Annotated in this window: 16 protein-coding genes and 1 tRNA gene; 10 read left to right on the top strand and 7 right to left on the bottom strand. The window is 35.9% G+C overall.

Translation table 11 applies throughout. The features are described 5' to 3' along the window. The first annotated feature begins 17 nt into the window (after nt 1–17). On the top strand, nt 18–2,402 hold the full coding sequence (locus ACMGDK_RS00690) for an FdhF/YdeP family oxidoreductase (protein WP_436806151.1): 2,385 nt from the start codon (nt 18–20) through the stop codon (nt 2,400–2,402). A gap of 32 nt (nt 2,403–2,434) precedes the next feature. After that, nucleotides 2,435–3,352, top strand: a complete 918-nt coding sequence (locus ACMGDK_RS00695; RefSeq protein ID WP_436806152.1) for a bestrophin family protein — start codon at nt 2,435–2,437, stop codon at nt 3,350–3,352. Between the two features lie 22 nt (nt 3,353–3,374). Here ACMGDK_RS00695 and ACMGDK_RS00700 read toward each other — a convergent pair whose 3' ends face one another. The 5 genes from ACMGDK_RS00700 to moaA are packed head-to-tail and all read right to left on the bottom strand — an operon-like array spanning nt 3,375 to nt 7,725. Next, a complete protein-coding gene (locus ACMGDK_RS00700; RefSeq protein WP_436806153.1) occupies nt 3,375–4,445 on the bottom strand; it encodes a ThiF family adenylyltransferase in 1,071 nt (356 codons plus the stop codon). 23 nt (nt 4,446–4,468) lie between these two features. After that, nucleotides 4,469–5,071: an NTP transferase domain-containing protein gene (locus tag ACMGDK_RS00705; protein WP_436806154.1), complete on the bottom strand. Its 603-nt coding sequence runs from the start codon at nt 5,069–5,071 to the stop codon at nt 4,469–4,471. Continuing rightward, nucleotides 5,052–5,528, bottom strand: coding sequence for a cyclic pyranopterin monophosphate synthase MoaC (gene moaC, locus ACMGDK_RS00710; protein ID WP_436806155.1), 477 nt, complete (start codon nt 5,526–5,528; stop codon nt 5,052–5,054). Before moaC ends, ACMGDK_RS00705 begins: the two co-directional genes overlap by 20 nt. Nucleotides 5,529–5,536: 8 nt before the next feature. After that, nucleotides 5,537–6,730 (bottom strand): molybdopterin molybdotransferase MoeA, encoded by a 1,194-nt coding sequence (locus ACMGDK_RS00715; protein ID WP_436806156.1) that lies wholly within the window; start codon nt 6,728–6,730, stop codon nt 5,537–5,539. Nucleotides 6,731–6,738: 8 nt separating this feature from the next. Further along, the gene (moaA, locus tag ACMGDK_RS00720; protein WP_436806157.1) at nt 6,739–7,725 is read right to left on the bottom strand and encodes a GTP 3',8-cyclase MoaA; all 987 of its coding nucleotides are present in this window, start codon (nt 7,723–7,725) and stop codon (nt 6,739–6,741) included. Nucleotides 7,726–7,885: 160 nt separating this feature from the next. Here moaA and ACMGDK_RS00725 point away from each other — a divergent pair, with 160 nt between their 5' ends. Next, entirely contained in the window at nt 7,886–8,728 is an 843-nt protein-coding gene (locus ACMGDK_RS00725; protein ID WP_436806158.1) for a helix-turn-helix domain-containing protein, read from the top strand. A 204-nt stretch (nt 8,729–8,932) separates the two neighbouring features. Here the strand turns inward: ACMGDK_RS00725 and ACMGDK_RS00730 are convergent. Together ACMGDK_RS00730 and ACMGDK_RS00735 are read right to left on the bottom strand one after the other, a co-directional pair. Beyond that, nucleotides 8,933–9,004, bottom strand: a tRNA-Arg gene (locus ACMGDK_RS00730). Nucleotides 9,005–9,363: 359 nt separating this feature from the next. Then, nucleotides 9,364–9,651, bottom strand: coding sequence for a hypothetical protein (locus ACMGDK_RS00735; protein ID WP_436806159.1), 288 nt, complete (start codon nt 9,649–9,651; stop codon nt 9,364–9,366). Nucleotides 9,652–9,982: 331 nt separating this feature from the next. Between ACMGDK_RS00735 and ACMGDK_RS00740 the strand changes: the two genes are divergently transcribed. From ACMGDK_RS00740 to ACMGDK_RS00770, 7 genes are all read left to right on the top strand, one after another. After that, nucleotides 9,983–10,432, top strand: a complete 450-nt coding sequence (locus tag ACMGDK_RS00740; protein ID WP_436806160.1) for an Hsp20/alpha crystallin family protein — start codon at nt 9,983–9,985, stop codon at nt 10,430–10,432. 351 nt (nt 10,433–10,783) lie between these two features. Then, nucleotides 10,784–12,703 carry a polysaccharide biosynthesis protein gene (locus ACMGDK_RS00745; protein WP_436806161.1) on the top strand — a complete coding sequence of 640 codons (1,920 nt, stop codon included), beginning with the start codon at nt 10,784–10,786 and terminating at the stop codon, nt 12,701–12,703. A gap of 319 nt (nt 12,704–13,022) precedes the next feature. Then, on the top strand, nt 13,023–13,730 hold the full coding sequence (locus ACMGDK_RS00750; RefSeq protein WP_436806162.1) for a polysaccharide biosynthesis/export family protein: 708 nt from the start codon (nt 13,023–13,025) through the stop codon (nt 13,728–13,730). Nucleotides 13,731–13,733: 3 nt separating this feature from the next. Next, nucleotides 13,734–16,070, top strand: a complete 2,337-nt coding sequence (locus tag ACMGDK_RS00755) for a GumC family protein (protein ID WP_436806163.1) — start codon at nt 13,734–13,736, stop codon at nt 16,068–16,070. Between the two features lie 2 nt (nt 16,071–16,072). Continuing rightward, nucleotides 16,073–17,041, top strand: coding sequence for an SDR family oxidoreductase (locus ACMGDK_RS00760; protein ID WP_436806164.1), 969 nt, complete (start codon nt 16,073–16,075; stop codon nt 17,039–17,041). Nucleotides 17,042–17,062: 21 nt separating this feature from the next. After that, the gene (locus ACMGDK_RS00765) at nt 17,063–18,355 is read left to right on the top strand and encodes a nucleotide sugar dehydrogenase (RefSeq protein ID WP_436806165.1); all 1,293 of its coding nucleotides are present in this window, start codon (nt 17,063–17,065) and stop codon (nt 18,353–18,355) included. Between the two features lie 58 nt (nt 18,356–18,413). After that, the gene (locus ACMGDK_RS00770) at nt 18,414–19,859 is read left to right on the top strand and encodes a lipopolysaccharide biosynthesis protein (RefSeq protein ID WP_436806166.1); all 1,446 of its coding nucleotides are present in this window, start codon (nt 18,414–18,416) and stop codon (nt 19,857–19,859) included. Nucleotides 19,860–19,870: the final 11 nt, after the last annotated feature.

Consider the following 19,870-nt stretch of genomic DNA (forward strand, 5'->3'; position numbering starts at 1 on the left):
TTAAAAATTTAGAAATCATGGAAAACAAAAATTCATTCAATAAAATAAAAGAGGGCAGCAGATTACCCTCTGCAGAACCTCCATATAAATTGCTGGATTTGAAACTGAAACCGCCAAAAGCCTGGGCGGCTGGTGTTCCTGCTGTTATCCATTCATTGGACCAGTTGGTACTCAATGCATCGGTTCTTCGTGGAGGAAGGGCCCTTTTCAGTATGAATCAGTTTGATGGTTTCGATTGTCCAAGCTGTGCATGGCCCGATCCGGATGACGAGCGTTCCAGATTGGGAGAATACTGTGAAAACGGTGCAAAAGCCTTAGCGGAAGAAGCTACATCAAAAAAAATTGGTGCAGAATTTTTCAGAGAAAATTCGGTTTACGATTTAGCAAAACTAACGGATTTTGAAATCAGCCAGTTAGGAAGAATCGTTGAGCCAATGTATTTACCGAAAGGAGGAACACATTATCAGCCGATAAGTTGGGATAACGCCTTTACAAAAATTTCCGAAAAATTAAACGCTCTGGATTCGCCTAACGAAGCCATATTTTATACTTCAGGAAGAACCAGTAATGAAGCAACCTGGGTGTATCAGTTGTTTGCCCGTGAATTCGGGACCAATAATTTTCCGGATTGTTCCAATATGTGCCACGAAACTTCCGGCTATGCGCTTTCAAGAAGTATCGGTATCGGAAAAGGAACCGTAAAGCTGGAAGATTTTTACGATACGGATCTCATTATTATCATCGGTCAGAATCCGGGAACCAATTCACCAAGAATGCTTTCCGCATTGACGAAAGGAAAGAAGAATGGAGCTAAAATTATGGCAATCAATCCGCTTCCTGAAGCCGGATTAAAAGGTTTCAGAAATCCTCAGGAAGTCCGTGCTTTGCTTGATAAACCTTATGAATTGTCAGATTTGTATCTTCCCGTAAAGATCAATGGAGATATGGCACTTTTAAAGGTACTTCAAATTCTGGTATTGGAAGAAGAGGCTAAAAATTCGGGGAAAGTTCTTGACCACAATTTTATCGTTAATAAAACTGCAGGCTTCAATGAATTGATTGAAGAATTAAAATTATATGACCTTGATTTTCTATCGGAAGAATGTGGAATTCCGGTTGAAAATCTAAGGGAAGCCGCACAAATGATTGCCTCAAAAAAACGTATTATCATTTGTTGGGGGATGGGAATCACACAACAGCACAATGGTGTGGAAATGATTTATAATATCGTGAATCTCCTGTTGATGAAAGGAAGCATTGGAATTCAGGGTGGAGGAGTTTGTCCTGTTCGAGGTCACAGTAATGTACAGGGAAACAGAACGCTGCTTATTAACCACCATCCTACGACTGAACAATTGGACAGATTACAGGAATATTATGGCTTTAAAGTTCCGAGAGAAGGCGGTTATGATGTTGTGAATGCCCTGAAAGCGATGCACGAAGAAAAGGTGAAATTTATGTTCTGCATGGGAGGTAATTTCCTTTCTGCAGCACCGGATACAACCTTTACTGCAGAAGCAATGCGAAAGCTGGAAATGTCTGTAATTGTTTCTATAAAATTGAATAGAAATCATCTTATCCACGGGAAAGAAGCCCTTATTTTACCGGTAATTTCCAGAAGTGAAAAAGATATGATCAATGGAGAACTTCAGCACGTAAGTACGGAAAACTCAATGGGTGTTGTGGAATGGTCAAGAGGGGTTCTGGAGCCGATTTCTAAAAATCTGATCAATGAAACACACGTCGCCTGCAGAATGGCTAAAGCGGTTTTGGGTGAACGCTCTGTTGTAGATTGGGACAAATTTATCAACAGCTATGATGCCGTTCGTAATGATATTGAACAATGTATTCCCGGATTTGAAAACTATAACGAAAGGGTTGTTCAGAAAGGCGGTTTTTATCTTCCGAACGGACCAAGAGATGGTATCTTAAACAGTGAATTCTACCCGGGAAAAGCCGCTTTCAATATTACAGCCGTACCGGACAATTCTCTTGCTGATGACGAATACCTAATGGGAACAACCAGGACACACGATCAGTTCAATACGGTTGTTTATGGTCTGAATGACCGTTATCGTGGGATTTTCAATGAAAGAAGGGTAGTGATGATGAACGAAAAAGATATTGTGAAAGCCGGCTTGAAAGAAGGCGAACATGTAGATCTTTTCAATTATGATGACGGAATTGAACGAATCGCACCTCTTTTCATTGTTGTAAAATATCCTATTCCACAGAAAAGTACAATGACCTATTTTCCGGAAACCAATGTTTTGGTATCCATCAATAATGTGGTTAATGGAGCTAATATGCCTGCTTCAAAATATGTACGTATAAAAATCCGAAAGCATAGAATTGAAGATCATGTAATTGCTGCAGCCGGAACAAGTCTGGAACAACCATAAAATATATTACTTAAGTAAATTATCATTTAGTAATGATCATAAGAAAAAAAGAACACTGGTTCAGAATGCTTTTTGTGTGGCATGGTTCTGTTTTGCCTGCCTTGCTTCCTCGTTTGGGATTGCTTTTAATTCTTTCTTTATTGGTGACTTATTTTCATGGAATAATTCTCTCATTTAAAGTTCCCTTAAATCCTGCGCCGCTTACGCTGTTTGGTTTTGTACTGGCTTTATTCCTCGGGTTTAGAAACAACGCCAGTTATGACAGGTTCTGGGAAGGAAGAAAATTATGGGGTGCCTTGTTGAATACTGCACGCGCATTGACCCGGCAGGCAATGACTCTGGGCAATATAAAGAACGATACAATTTCTGTCCATAGCTTTGTTAACTTACTTGGTTCCTTTATTTTTGCGCTGAAACATCAACTTAGAGGAACAGATGCTTATAAAGATTTAAAATCAAGGCTTAATGAAGACCAGCTAAAAATTGTTGCAGAATCAAAATATAAGCCGGCAGTTATTATGCGGTTGCTTGCAGAATGGGTTCAGAAAGCAAAAGATCAAGGTTGCTTAGATTCTATCCAACAGGCTCGTTTTGATGAGAATTTTGATAAACTTTCTGATATTTTAGGAGGTTGTGAAAGAATAGTTTCTACCCCGATTCCTTACAGTTACCGTGTTCTGTTGCATCGAACGGTGTATATTTATTGTTTTTTGCTGCCTTTCGGTCTTGTAGATTCGTTGGGATGGTTTACGCCTCTTATTGTCGTATTTGTAGCTTATACATTTGTTGCATTTGAAGCGATTGCAGATGAAATTGAGGAGCCTTTTGGAACGGATGCGAATGATTTAGCTTTGAACAGTATGTGTATTATGATTGATGAAACCATTCATGAGATGGTCGGAGAACAGATTGCTGTTTCTCAAACAATAACTCAGAACATTATTGATTGATGCTTAAAAAAGAAGATGATTATTACTTCTGAATGATTTTATAAGAATTATTATTTATTATATTTTTTTGGATACCGTCTTTCAAAGAAAATACTTCCTTTTCAGAAAAGCTTTTTTTTATTTTTCTTGCTGCTGCTGCACTTCGCTTCCCGGATTGACAATAAACCAAAATAGGTTTTGAACAACCCGAAATATAATCTGAATGATTCTGTAATTCTTCTACGGGAAGATTGATTCCTCCTATATTAAACTGTTCATGTTCTTGCGATGTACGGACATCTATGATTTCAAAATGATCTTTCTCCTGCATCAGCTCCTCAAACGTAATGGTCTCAACAGCCTGAGGTAAAGCTGTAATTTGCACAGAAGTTTTTCTTAACTTAATAATTTGGGTTCTGCCGTTCAGAACATTCATCATCCAGAGTTTTCCTGCCAATGAATCTTCGGGATTTGTAAAATATTTTATAGCTTCATTAGCCTGCATACATCCCACAATTCCTGCCAGCGTGGGAAGCACGCCGCCTTCTCTGCAGTTCGGAACCTGTGATTCTTCCGCATTAGGAAAAACATCACGGTAATTGGGGGAGTAAATACCGTCTTTCTGTATAACATTCCAAATACTGACTTGCCCTTCATATTGATAAATTGCTCCGTAAACCAAAGGTTTTCCAGATAATACACAAGCGTCGTTCAATAAACACTTTGTTTCGAAATTATCAGTTCCTTCAATGATTAAATCAAAGTCCGAAATCAAATTCATCACATTTTCAGAAGTTACCCGAAAATTGAACGGAATGATTTTTACCGATGGATTTTGTTGCTTTAATTTTTTAGTGGCAATGTCAACTTTTGATTTTCCAATATCTTCCGGAGCATATAAAATCTGACGGTGCAGATTGCTTTCGGAGACTGTATCATCATCCGCAAGGCCAATTGTCCCTATACCTGAAGAAGCAAGATATTGTGCCGAAGGACAGCCCAATCCGCCCATACCTACTATCAGAATTTTAGCATTTTTCAGTAGTTCCTGGGAAGAGATACCAAATCCAGGTAAAGCAATCTGGCAATGATAACGTTCAAGCGAGTCACTCATATGTTTTTTATCTTCGGTTAAATCTATTTTCTTAAAATTTCTTTTGCCCTTGCCATATCTTCAGGTGTGTTCACATTCATCAAAGCATCTGGGTTATCTGGTTTCAGGATTAATGTATCACTGTTGATGAGAACTTTTCTGGGACAAGTATTTCCTGATCCTAAAAAATTCAGGAGCAACGGATAGCTTTTAAGTTCCCAGATTGTAATCAATGGTTCTGGAAGTCCATCAAACGGGCTTTCGTAAGTGGTTGCTACTTTTTCGGTATTTCTGTTTTCAATTAAAAATTCTAAAGATTTTTTATCTAATAAAGGTAAGTCGCAGGCAACGACCAACCAGGCTTTATCTCTTTGAAAACGTAACGCGGAAAGTATCCCGCCGAAAGGTCCCATATTTAAAAAAGTATCGGTAAGGGCACTGTAATCTGTGTCAAAATTTTCCAGCTGGTCTTGTCTGCAGGAAATAAAAACCTCATCACAAAACGGAGCTAAAAGATCAGCTGCATAATACCGTTGTTCTTTCCCATACCAATTGATTTTGTCTTTAGGATTTCCCATTCGCAGGCTTTTTCCTCCGGCAAGCACAAGTCCGTTTAATTTTGGGAAATCAGTCTCTTTTGAAATCATTTTTACCTCCTGATTTTTCGATGAGTTTTATTTCTTTTATCACAATGTCATGACTCATTGCTTTGCACATATCATAAATGGTAAGTGCGGCAACAGATGCCCCAGTCAAAGCTTCCATTTCGATGCCTGTTTTAGCTTCAATCTCGGCAGTACAATAGATCTCAATTTCGTTTTGAGAATTGATTTCAATATCTATTTCACAGTTATCCATACCGATCGGATGGCAAAGAGGAATCAAATCACCGGTTTTTTTTGCTGCCATTATTCCTGCAATAATTGCGGTCTGGAAAACAGAGCCTTTTTTAGTCTTGAAGTCATCTTTTTGAAGTGCTTCCAGAATATTTTCAGGGAGTATCACAACAGCTTTGGCAATTGCTTTTCGGTGCGTGATCTTTTTACTGCCAACGTTTACCATTCCCGGCTGTTCTTTTTTATTAAGATGTGAAAAGTTTGTCATGAGTAAAATTAAAAATTATATTTCCAGATTCTATACACTTCGCCTTTCTTAAACTCAGTTTTTTCCAGGGGAAGTTCTATGAATGCATTAGTCTCTGCAAGGTGGGAAAAATCTCCGGAACCATTGGTATTTACTGATTCGGCGATTAATTGTCCCGCTTGATTCACACTGAGTTTTACCTGCGCAAAATACTGAAGTGGAGATGGAAAATCTATATCATTTTGCAAAACAGCATATTGTGCTGTTTCCGGGATCTCCAGAGATCTTTCCAGCCAGGGAATAAAATACCGGTGCAGGCACATAAATACGGAAACCGGATTTCCCGGAAATGCAAAAATCAATTTTTTATTTTGACTTTTTCCGAACCAGAATGGTTTTCCCGGTCTTTGCTTTATTTTGTGAAAAAGCTTTTCTACTCCCAGCTCTTCGCAGGCTTTTGGCAGATAATCAAATTTCCCCATAGAAACCCCGCCGCTCATCAGCAAAATATCATATTCATCAATACATCGGGAAAGCCCATTTTTTATTAATTGTAAATCATCATTCCAATGCAGCCAATCTGCATGGATTTTATATTTTTCCAAAACGGATTTTATGGTAATTCCGTTGGAACGTCTCAGCTGAAATGGAGTAGGAACGTCTTCGGCGGATATCATCTCGTCTCCGGTGGAAATAATAACAACTTTGGGAAGTTTTTTCACTGTTAAAATTGTTTTTCCAACCGATGCAGCAATTCCGAGAATAGAGGGAGTAATAACCTGATTGGCTTTTACCAATATTTCCGCGGCTTTTTTATCTTTTCCTTTCCAATGAATATTTTGCTGTTTTTTAATAACGATATTGAGAGTTGCAATTCCGTTTTCGATTATCAGGTCTTCGTAACGAATAACCGTATTTACTGAATTATCCAAAGCGGCTCCCGTCATAATTTCGATACATTGATCTTCGTCATGTATGGAAAAAGGAATTTCTCCGGCTGCCTGTACGGCTTTGATTGTAAAGGAGCGAGTTCCTTTTTCATACGAATTAAAATTTATCGCAATTCCATCTACCGTAGACCTGTCAAAAGGAGGTAAATCACAATCTGCCACAATGTTTTCAGCTAAAATTCTTCCTAATGCATTTTCATAGAAAACCTCTTCTGTTCCGAAGTTTTTGATTTGGAAAAATAGGAATTCTTCTGCCTGTTGTACGCTAATCATTTCCATAATTATCCTCCTATTGTTGCCATCGACTGATGGATTTGTGATGCGGGCAGACTCGATTTTTGAGCTTCCCATCCGTCTTTTGGTTTGTTCTGTAGGCTATTGATGATTATATTCTTGAGCTCTTCATCTGTTTTTCCCATACGGATTTCATCTTTCAGGTTTACGCCGATTCCTTCATACAGACAGGTTTTCAAAATTCCGTTGGGTGTTAAACGAAGACGGTTGCACGTTCCGCAAAATGAACGTGTATATGCCGCAATAATTCCAATATTTCCGTTGAAACCTGGAATGTTGTAATTGTATGATGTAGAATTTTGGGGATCTTCTATCTTTTGAATTTCGGGAAAACGAGATTTGATGTGAGTTAAAATCTGAACAAAATTCCATTTTAAAGAAATAGCGTGTGTACCGCCATTAAAAGGCATTTCTTCAATAAAACGTACATCAACAGGAAGGTCTTTTGTAAGCATTATCAAGGGAATAATATCTTCAATATTTTCTCCTTCCATCACTACTGTATTGATTTTTACCTTTATATGATGTTGTAATAAACTGTCTAAGGTTTTCATTACCTTATCAAAACTATTTCTCCTGGTAATGCGGAAAAAATGATCCTTATCGAGTGTATCGAGGCTTAGGTTGACGGATTTTATTCCGTATTTTTTAAGTTGCGGAATATACTGTTCAGTAAGAAGCCCGTTGGTTGTTATACTGAGGTCAGTGAGTCCATCTAATTGCGATATATTTTGGATGAGTTCAATACTGTTTTTTCTGACAAAAGGCTCACCTCCTGTTATCCTGATTTTATGTACTCCCATTTCTGTAAATACCGAGCAGATTCTGAGCATTTCTTCATCAGTCATTAATTCCTTTTGCTGAATCCAGGCAAGACCGTTTTCCGGCATACAGTAGGTACAGCGGAGATTACACCGGTCTACAATAGCAAGTCTTAAATAATTGATATTCCTTCCAAATTTATCTGTCAACATTTTAAATGAGATGAGTCTTATTACAAATATACTGAATGTTTCACTTCGAAAGTCGGAATTCTATATTTGCAGATAATAGACCATATTTATTTCACAATTTCGGATATTGATCTTTATTCATATCGAATTTAAGTAACTTTATCCGACATTAAAATATAAAATGAAGGAACAGGGTAATTTAAAAATATTGGAAAGTCAAACTGAAAAAGATATCGATGTTATTTATCAGGGCGAAATAAGTTCTTCCGAGCTTAACCGTTTTCCTGACAATTCTTTCACAATCATTATTTTAGATGAATGTATTGATGGTAATTGTATTACGGATATTGATACTTATGCTTTAAATTCCAAACAATTATTTGTCCATCTCCCTAAAAGGAAATATATATGGAATCTGCCCTTGCATGCGAGTGGCAGAAGGTTGATCATTAATGATTCTATTCTTGAAACATTTTCTCCGACATTAAAACATACTTTTTCGCCTCACAGTACATACGAAATGATCCAGTCAAACGAAGAAGCTTATGAAAAATTCAGTATGGAGTTTGATGCGATTCGTAAAGAAATACATTCGGAAGTTGTATTTCCGGAACTTATTAATGCAAGGGTAAGACTTTTGGCGCTGATGATTAATCTTTGGATAGAGCAGATACATGGAAGATCTGCATTGAGTGATCACAATAATCCTGCTTTCCGTTTCCACGAACTTGTTGAAACCTACTACAAAACGCAAAAAGGTGTCGCTTTTTATGCTGAAGAATTATGCATTACTCCCAATTACCTCGGAGTTCTGTGCAGAAAGCAATATAAAATATCCCCATTAGAATTTATAAGACAAAGAATATTATTGGAAGCAAAGAAATTATTGCACAGTTCAAATAAATCAATTAAAGAAATAGCCTTTGAGCTTGGGTTTAATAATTTCTCTCATTTTTCATATTTTTTCAGAAAACAAACAGGCTGGACTCCCAAGAGTTACAGAATGACTATGAGAAAAAGTTAAATTTAATAAACATAGAAATAAGGAGATGTCTTGTTGACATAAAATATATATAAACAATGGTAGCCGATAGTAAAGCTGATGGGCAGATATAGATTTTGTCAATTTTAGCTTCAAAAATTGAATTCTACATATCTCAATGGTAAAAGTTTGGGTCACAGATTCTTATTGTAAAAGAGACAACTATCAAATAGTTGTCTCTTTTAGTGACCGCAGAAGGATTCGAACCCTCACTGTCGGAGCCGAAATCCGAAGTTCTATCCATTAAACTATGCAGCCATGTTCATCAGCAGTGAATAAACTCAAAAAAGACTTATCACTTGTGATTTCCGACTGCGAAAATACTGATTTTTTTACAATTTATAAAGCCTGTAAAAGTTTAATTCCAAAATCATTGCAAGATAAAATTATCTTTTCACAACAGGTCATCAATTGAGTTAAAGACAAATAATTAAGGTTCAGTTATTTAAAATTGGACGGTTTGTCGCTTTTAATAATTATAAAATATGAAACTTGATAAGAAATGTTTTGCTGCAACAGATAGGCCGAATACATTAAGTATAAAATAATAGCTAGCCTTAGATGGATTTACAAAGCTATTAGATCGTGCCGCTGGAGATCCGATAAAAGCTATCAATTTATCTGCCGGGATGTGCACTATCCGATACTGCTGCATTGATAGTACCGGTGGCGTTACCTGTATTGTTATTGCTTGTTTTTCTACCACCTATATGAGTCTTTGTGTTTATACTGTCTCGACCTGTCGTACTGTCTTCGGAGTTCCGAGGCGATGTGGCAGCCGTATCATGATAAGCACTTTGTGTGTTGGCTGAATCAACAGAAGTTGTATTTTTTTCTGTGTCTTTTTGTTTACAAGCTAAAAATATGAAGCTAATGGCTGCGATTGATAAGAATAAATTTTTCATAAATTATTTAATGATGAGTTAGTGTTCTATTGAATGCTTATTCAAAATTAGATATTTGCACTCAATACTTCTATGAGCAAGATCATAATACATTAGGAGAGATTATCATAATGGTTGTTTGTAGGAAGAACAGATAGAATAGTAATGGATAATCAATCATTCAGCTCAAATAAAAACAGGAATTTTTGAGTTACAAAGTGAAATTTTGTCAGCTTTTCTGAAAAAAGATCACATTTTCCAGCATGGTATTTTTTTTGTTGTTTTTTGCATACAAGCTGGCCAGCTGATTTGTGTATAAAATGATTGTTTAACTTAATTTAAAAGGATTATTATGAGTCTTATTAAAAGAAACCCGAATGGCTATTTAGCTCTTCCAGGTCTTTTCGATGATTTTTTTAATCGTGAACTTTTTAACTGGGGAAACAACAATTATTCATCAACCAGTACAACGGTTCCCTCGGTTAATATCAGAGAAAATGAAGATGCTTATGAGGTACAGATTGCTGCACCGGGCATGGATAAAAAAGATTTCGAAGTAAAACTTGATGGAAACCTTTTGACTATCTCATCTTCTAAGCAGGATAGCAGTGAAAGGGAGGAGGACAGTTATACTCGTAAGGAGTTCAGCTATCAATCTTTCCAAAGAAGTCTGGAGCTTCCAAAAGATGTTGTTGATCAGGATAATATCAATGCAAAATATGAGAATGGACTGCTTTTACTGACCATTCCGAAAAAGGAGGATGCTAAGCAGAAACCACCACGATTGATCGAAATATCCTAGATAATTCCAATTGTCATGAAGTAAGAAGAAGGCCTGAAGCAGGTCTTCTTTTTTTTATGCTTTGATAATAATATGTCATCCATATTAAAATAAACCATTTGGAAATTCCGTTTTTTAACATTATGATATTTTAACATTTTTGTTTGAAATTTGAAAAATACTGTGTTGCAATAAGATATGATTGCTGTAAATTTTATATGGTTAATAGGAGATAATTTAATTATATAATATGTTAAATTAATATATTAGGCTAAATAATATATCAATAATTAATTATATTTGTTCAAAATTAAAAACCACCAAATGTTGAATTAAATAAAAAAATATAATATTTTTAGGTTTATCTGTAGTATGGGGAATGTTTTTAAAATTAAAGAGTTAAGGTATGTACCTAGGTGGTTAGTTTTTTTTATTGATATTTCAATCGTTTCTTTTTCTGTCCTAACGATCTACCTGTTATTAAAAAAACTGCACGTAAAAATTTCTTTTGTTGAATATCTCAATGAGAAAATTTTAACAATTATTGCTGTTAATATTCTTTTTATGCTCCTCTTCAAAACGTATGCAGGAATTATAAGATACTCTACTTTTTTTGATTTTTTTAAAATCCTGTGGTCTTCAGGTGGTACTTTTATAGTGTTGCTGGGACTCAATTTCATTTCATATATGATATTGGGCAAACCGCTTTATTTATATCCGGCTCTTTTTTTATTCTTTTTCATTTCCACTCTCCTGATGTTCTTTTTCAGAATGCTTACCAGTCAGCTTTTTAGTTTGGTTATGGACCATAGGTATAGGGGTGCTTTATCCAAAATAAGAATTGCTGTTGTAGGAGTGGGGGGCGAATCCGTCTCATTGGCAAATGCTATCATTCATAATCCGGGACATACTTATCAGCTGGCCGGCTTTTTTAGTGCCAGATCAGATTCCAAAAAAGCAATATTGCTTGGTCATAAAATTTATAATAAAAAGGAACTTCTTAAAAGTGATCATCTGACAAATCAATTTGATGCGGTTTTAATCAGAGGAACGATGGATAAGACGGAAATGGAAGAATGGATGACCCTTGCATTGGATAAAGGATTGAAAATATTGAAAGCACCATGCCTCAATAAAGTAAAAGAAGACGGTATTGTAGGTGGTATCAGTCCCCTTCAGATTGAAGATTTGCTGGACCGCAGTCCGATAAAAATAGAAAGTAAACAGGTAAGAAGTCGTCATTTTAATAAAAGTATTCTGGTGACCGGAGGCGCCGGGTCTATTGGGAGCGAAATTGTGAGGCAGGTTGCTCAGCTGGATTCATCACTTATTGTGGTCGTGGATCAAGCTGAATCACCTTTGCATGAGCTGAAACTTGAGTTGCTGGAAAGGTTCCCGGGCCAAAATTTCAAATTTGTACTGGCAGATATTTCGAACCACTACAGACTTGAAAAATTATTTGAGGATTACCGATTTTCAATAGTATATCATGCTGCGGCTTACAAGCATGTTCCTTTGATAGAAGATAACCCTCATGAAGCTGTTTTTGTAAATATCGGAGGTACCAGGAACTTAGCTTTATTATCCAAACAATATAACGTTAGCCGTTTTGTGATGGTATCTACCGATAAGGCTGTGAATCCTACCAATGTAATGGGCGCCTCTAAGAGAGCTGCCGAGCTTTTCGTGCAGTCATTACAAAACTCTCCGGATAATACTACGAAATTTATTACCACTCGTTTTGGGAATGTATTAGGGTCCAACGGTTCTGTAATCCCCCATTTCAGAAAACAAATTGAAAAAGGAGGTCCGGTTACCATTACCCATCCGGATATCATCCGTTATTTTATGACTATTCCTGAAGCCTGCGAACTGGTGCTTCAGGCCGGTACAATGGGAAATGGAGGTGAAATTTATGTTTTTGATATGGGCAAGCCGATCAAAATTCTGGATCTGGCCAAAAGAATGATAAAATTATCAGGATACACACCGGATGTTGATATTAAAATTGATTTTATTGGCTTGAGACCTGGCGAAAAGCTATATGAGGAGCTTTTAACAGATAATTCTACTACTATTCCTACCCATCATGAAAAAATAATGATATCAAGAGATCCATTGATGGAGTTTGAGGATATAGAACTTTTATGTAAGCAGATCATGCGGTCGGCGATAAAAAAAGAGAGTTTACAGGTCGTTAAAATTCTAAAGGTAATTGTTCCGGAATTTATAAGTAATAATTCAGAATTTGAAATTTTAGATAAGACACCGGAACGTGAAGTCTATCAGTAACATAGTTATAATTATGATATTGATAAGTGAAAAATAAATAAATATTTTTACTTTTTTAATTCTAATCGGAATGAAAATTGCTACAAAATGAATTGACTTTAAAATAAGATATTTTTATTTAAACTCACTTCACATATAAGTGAATTTGTATTTAATGTGAAAAATATACTTAATTCTGACTTTTGTTGTAAATATCTTTAATAAATTGAGTATTAATTCGAATAGACTTAAATAACATATGAAGAAAACTATTATTACATATATAATACTGTTATCGGTTACTCTGCTATCATGTAAGCCTAAACAGAATATGGTGTATATGTCAAGCCATAATATGGAGGAGGAAGTTACTAAAGCAAAGTTTCAGGGTTTGCATATTCAGGAAGGGGATGTTCTTCTGATCCTTGTTTCTGCACTTGATGAAATTGCTGTGAAGCCTTTCAACCTCAATACAACCAATAAGGTAGGAAGCGAGACCACTACTGGAATCAATCAATATGTACAGCCAAGTGAATATTTAGTGAACGAAGAAGGTTATATTTCTTTTCCGGTATTGGGAAATGTTTACGCTAAGGGAATGACTCAGGTACAGCTAAAACAGGATCTGGAGTCCCGTTTGAAGAGATATCTTACAGATCCAATGGTGTCCATTACTTTAAAAAATTTCAATGTAAGTATTTTGGGTGAAGTGAAAGATCCGGGCCAGAAAGAAAGTGTTTCCCAGAAAATTAATGTGTTCCAGGCACTTGGTCTTGCAGGTGACATGACGGACTTTGGAGACCGTACGAATGTAAAGCTTATCCGTACAGGTGATGACGGGGTGGACCAGGTGGTTAATATCGATCTTTCCAGATCTGATATTGTAAGCTCACCGTACTATTATATGAAACAAAACGACATATTATATGTACAGCCGGATAAAAACAAGCAGGTTCAGGCAAACACAAATCCGAACAGGGCTCTTACATTCCAGATTATTGGGGCATTGCTAACGGCAGGGACACTTATTATTGCTTTAACACGATAAAATATGCAGCAGATAGAACTTCAGGAAAACGAAGAGAAATTAAACATAAGGAAAAATATTTCTAAATACCTGTATAAGTGGCCATGGTTTATTGCCTCTATTTTTGTCTTTGTGACGGGTGCTTATATTTACCTTAGATACAGTGTGCCCAAATATCAATCAAAAACTACTCTTAAATTTGATAAAAAGCAAAATGATTTATCTTCAGCTTTGTCTGATCTGGATAATCTTGGTATAGGTTTGGGGAATGCCGATGAGCTGAAAAGTGAGGCTGCAGTAGTAAACTCACGGCCTATACTCATGCAGGTGGTAAAAAACCTTAATCTTAATGTAGAGTATTTTACTACAGGAGAAATTAAAGATTCACAATTATTTCTCAATGCTCCTATAACGGCAAAGATATTAGCTTACAATAATAAAAAATTCATATCCTACCAATACACCATAACAGATGTAAAGGGTGATCAGTTTACACTTCAGAGTGAAAAACAGAAGAATATCACAGGAAGATTTAATATTCCTTTGCAACTGGATTTTGGGACAGTGGTATTGCAAAGAAATACTGCCATTGCTTTTAAATCTAATTACAAAATAATTTTTTCAAGCCCCATCGAGAAAGTAAAAAAACTTGAGAAAACGGTAGATGTAAATTTACCTGATGAAAAGGCTATGCTAATGGAAATTAGTCTAATAGGCTCTCTTCCCGAAAAATCAGAAGCTATTCTTAATGAAGTTACAAAACAATACAATATAGATGGGCAGAAAGATAAAAACTTACAGGCTCAGAATACTCAGGAGTTTATTGATAAAAGGCTCGAGGTCATTACCAAAGATCTATCCGGAGTAGAAAATCAGAAAGAAGACTTTCAAAACCGTAACCGCATTGTCGATTTGCAGGCCCAGGCAGAACTTGCTCTGCAAAATACAAGCGAGAATACTAAAGTTCTTCTTCAGCAGCAGGCCCAGCTTGATCTTCTGAACTCCCTTTCAGCAGAAGCTTCAAAAAGCAACAACCAGCTTATGCCTTCCAATCTGGGGCTGAGTCCTTCGTTGGAACAGTCTATCTCCCAATATAACTCACTTATTATAAGTAGGAACAAAACCCTTAAGCAGGCAACCAATGAAAACCCTGCCGTCATAGAGATGAACAGGGAAATTGCTTCTCTAAAGAACATCATTCGTGACAACATCAGTGAGCAGAAGCAAACGGTACAGACAGGTATTGCCCAACTTCAAAACCAAATTTCAACCAGTAATAGTGTCATAGAAAAAGTTCCGGGACAATCTAAAGTTTACAGAGGAATAGAGCGTCAGCAAAATCTTAAAGAACAGCTCTTCTTGTTTCTCTTGCAGAAAAGAGAAGAAAATGCAATTAATCTGTCAGTAGAAGTACCGAAAGCCAAAATTGTAAATCCTGCATTTACAATGGATATTCCGGTGTCACCTAAAAAAGATATTATTCTTCTGGGAGCTTTTTTCCTTGGGGTGTTAATTCCTTTTGCAGTTTTCTATTTACTGTTTCTGCTGGACGACAAAATCTATAACAGAGACGATATTAAGGAACGTTCCGGACTGGGTGTACTGGTAGATATTCCGTCACTTAAAGATAATGAAAACCATTTGGTGCAGAAAAACGACTTTTCGGAGTTGGCTGAAGCATTCAGGGTTCTTGTTTCCAATCTTAAATTTGTTTTGCCTACAAAAGATTCTGCTAAAGTGATTATGGTAACCTCTTCGGTAAAAGGTGAAGGAAAAACCCTTGTGTCCGTTAATCTTGCCCTTACCATAGCCAATAAAAACGGAAGAGCACTTCTAATTGGTTCGGATATACGTAATCCTCAGATCCAAAGATATGACAGTGAACCTGTAAAAAGAAAAGGTCTTACAGAATATTTATATGATGATTCGGTAAATGTAGAGGATCTTATCCATACATCAACTACCAATCCTTCATGTGATGTCATTTATGCGGGTTCAATTCCTCCCAATCCTCAGGAGCTACTTTCTAATGGAAGGTATCAGAAGCTTATTGAGCAGATGTCTTCTCAGTATGCTTACATTATTATAGACTCAGCACCGCTTATGCTGGTTTCGGATACACTGAGTATTGCAGATACCGCTGATGCGACATTGTATGTAGTAAGGTCCGGAGTATCAAAAAATATATTGATAAATTTTGCCAATGATCTGGTAAGAGACTCTAAGCTTACGAACGTATCATTTGTTGTTAATGATGTGTCAAGGCGGGCAGGAGGCTATGGATATAACTACAGCTACGGCTATGGTTACACCCAGACCAAGGATAAAAATAGCTGGTGGAAGAAAATTTTTAAATCATAAAAATGAATAAAATTTTAATAACAGGAGGAGCGGGTTTTATAGGTTCCAACTTAACGGAATATTTTTTAAATAAGGGTTATTATGTTGTTTGCTTAGATAATTTTGCAACAGGACACCGTCATAACATCGAGCCTTTCCTTGAAAATCCAAATTATAAGTTGATTGAAGGAGATATCCGTGATTTGGAAGTTTGCCGGAAAGCAGTTGAAAATGTAGATTACGTATTACATCAGGCTGCCTTGGGTTCTGTTCCGAGATCAATTAAAGATCCTATCACAAGTAACGATGTGAATGTTTCAGGATTTTTAAATATGCTGATTGCTGCACGTGATGCGAAAGTAAAACGTTTTGTATATGCTGCTTCATCATCTACCTATGGTGACTCTGCGTCATTGCCTAAAGTGGAGGATGTGATCGGGAAACCGTTATCGCCATATGCCATTACCAAATATGTCAATGAGCTCTATGCTGATGTGTTTGGGAAAACTTACGGAATAGAATGTATTGGTTTGAGATATTTCAATGTATTTGGACGAAGACAGGATCCGAACGGAGCTTACGCAGCAGTGATCCCTTTATTTGTAAAGCAGTTAATTAATCACGAATCCCCTACAATTAATGGTACAGGAGACTATTCACGTGATTTTACTTATATCGATAATGTCATTCAGATGAATGAGCTCGCGATGCTTACTGAGAATCCTGAAGCGGTGAATACGGTTTATAATACAGCAGTAGGTGACCGTACAACACTGAACGATTTGATTGGATACCTTAAAAAATATTTAAGCGAATTCGATGAGAAAATTGCTGATGTTAATGTCATTTATGGCCCGAACCGTGTTGGCGATATACCGCACTCACTGGCATCCGTTGAAAAAGCAGGAAAATTATTAGGATATAAGCCTACCCATACGATAGAAAAAGGATTGAAAGAAGCTATCAGCTGGTATTGGGAAAATTTAAAATAAACAAGTTTAAATCGAGTCTTTGTGGAAAAACAATATAAAATTGCCGTTATCGGATTAGGATACGTAGGTCTGCCTTTAGCACGATTATTTGCAACCCAGTATCCGGTTGTAGGTTTTGATATCAATCAGAAAAGGATTGAGGAATTAAATACTGGTGTAGACAATACTTTAGAAGTGGAAAATGAAGTATTGAAAGCGATATTAAAACAGGAAAACCCTTTTCATCAAACCAATGAAAAAGGATTGTACTGCTCTGCTGATATCAAGGATATCCAGGATGCAAACATCTATATTATTACGGTTCCAACTCCGGTTGATAAGCACAACCGTCCCGATCTGACCCCTTTATATAAATCATCGGAAACTGTGGGGAAGGTATTGTCAAAAGGAGATATTGTAATTTATGAATCTACGGTATATCCAGGTGCTACTGAAGAAGAATGTATTCCTGTACTGGAAAGAGTTTCAGGATTGAAGTTCAATCAGGACTTCTTTGCGGGATATTCTCCTGAGCGTATTAATCCTGGAGATAAGGAACATACTGTAGAGAAAATCCTGAAAGTGACTTCTGGTTCTACACCTGAAATTGGAAAAGTAGTAGATACTTTATATAAATCTGTAATTATTGCCGGTACTCATTTGGCTCCGACTATCAAGATTGCGGAAGCTGCCAAAGTTATTGAAAACTCACAGAGAGATATTAACATTGCCTTTGTGAATGAGTTGGCAAAAATTTTCAATCTTCTGGAAATTGATACCCATGCCGTATTGGAAGCTGCCGGAACCAAATGGAACTTTTTACCTTTCAAACCTGGTTTGGTAGGAGGGCACTGTATCGGAGTAGATCCGTATTATCTGGCTCAGAAAGCTCAGGAAAACGGTTATCATCCTGAAATTATCCTGGCCGGGCGCCGTCTTAACGATTCTATGGGGCAGTATGTAGCTTCCCAGCTTGTGAAAACGATGATTAAAAAGAAGATCACAATCAATGGTGCCAGAGTCTTAAACTTAGGAATTACCTTTAAAGAAAACTGTCCGGATGTGCGTAATACCAAAGCGGTAGATGTGATCCGCGGACTTGAAGACTATGCTTTGCATGTCACGACTTTTGATCCGTGGGCTAAGCCTGAAGAAGTAAAACATGAGTACGACCTGGATGTGATTAACGAGATTCCGGATGAAAGGTTTGATGCAATCATCCTTACCGTTGCACACAAGGAATTTATGGATTTAAACCTGAATCATTACCTGAAAGAAGAAGGGATTATTTATGATGTAAAAGGAATCCTGGAAGAATGTGATTCAAGATTATAAGTATACAATTCGTATTCAGTAATCTTTTGTACGTTATGTTTAATGCAGTTAAATTATTATGATGGTAAACAGGATTTTAAAATCACAAACATTTACAAGCTTGTTTTGGGTTTCTTTAGAGAAGTTTGGATATAGTGGAGTGTATTTTATTTCAACTATAGTTTTGGCTAGACTGCTGACACCATCAGATTTTGGTTTAATTGGAATCCTGTCTATTTTTATTTCTTTTTCACAGATGATTGTGGAGTCAGGTTTGGGAGGGGCATTGGTTAAGAAAAAAGATGTAACGAGTGAAGATTACAACACGATATTTACTTTTAATTTGGCCTGTAGCTGTATTCTTTATATCATTCTCTTTATTTGTGCGCCTTTTATTGCGGATTTTTATAAAAATGAACAGCTTATAAGTTTAACAAGAATTGTCGGACTCAATATTATCATCAGTGGTTTTTCGCTGACACAAAAGGTTCATTTGATAAGGGATCTGAAATTTAAAAAACAAACGATCATTAGTATTGTTGCTTTATTTATTTCTATAATTATTTCTATAAGTTTAGCATACTACGGTTTTGGAGTCTGGGCTTTAATTTCACAACAGTTATGTTACAACTTATTTTTTTGTATTCTTATTTTTAATGTAGTAAAATACAAGCCAAAAATAAAGTTTAACAAAAAATCATTTAGTGAGTTGTATGGTTTTGGAAGCAAAATTTTTGCTTCGTCTTTGTTGATAGTTGTATTTAATGAAGGAGTTTCCTCATTAATTGCAAAAGTTTATTCCTTATTAATTACAGGATTTTATTATCAGGCAAAAAAATTAGTTGATTTCCCAATTAACATTTTTAGAGCATTAGGTGATAGTATAGTATTTCCATTGTTAAGTAAAATATCTGATCAAGCGGAATTTGAAAAGAAATCATCTTTATTAATGAAATTGATATTATTGATTTCTTTTCCCTTATTCATTATTTTATTCGAATTTTCAGATGAAGTTGTTTTTATCGTATTAGGTAAGCAATGGAGTAAATCAGCTGAAATGTTAAATATATTATGTTTAAGCTCTGTAGGGCTGATTATTGATACGGTGAGCCGGAATATATTGAAATCTACAGGGAATGGCTCTGCTATTTTACAATCAGAAGTGATCAAAAAAATAGTAGGAATTGTAATTATTCTAGGCGCTGTTAGCTTTGATTTAAATATATTCTTGTTCTCTATAGTAATTGCCAATTTATTAGGATGTGTTATAAATATGATATATGTAAATAAAATCACATCGTATAAATTTAAAAGTCAGGCAAAAGATATTCTACCAATAATTTGTATAGCAGTATTTTCAGGGTTGATAGCTCGAAAGTTTATTATGATTTTTAGTCTTAATGATATGACTAATTTTATCTTGGGTTCTGTTATTATTATAATTATTTATTCAATTTTAGGGTTACTTTTTTTAATAGATAAAGAAATAATTTTGAAAATAAAATCAAAAATTAAGTTTAATTAATAATTTTTATT

It is taken from the genome of Chryseobacterium hilariae (assembly GCF_051400735.1).
Taxonomy (GTDB): Bacteria; Bacteroidota; Bacteroidia; order Flavobacteriales; family Weeksellaceae; genus Chryseobacterium.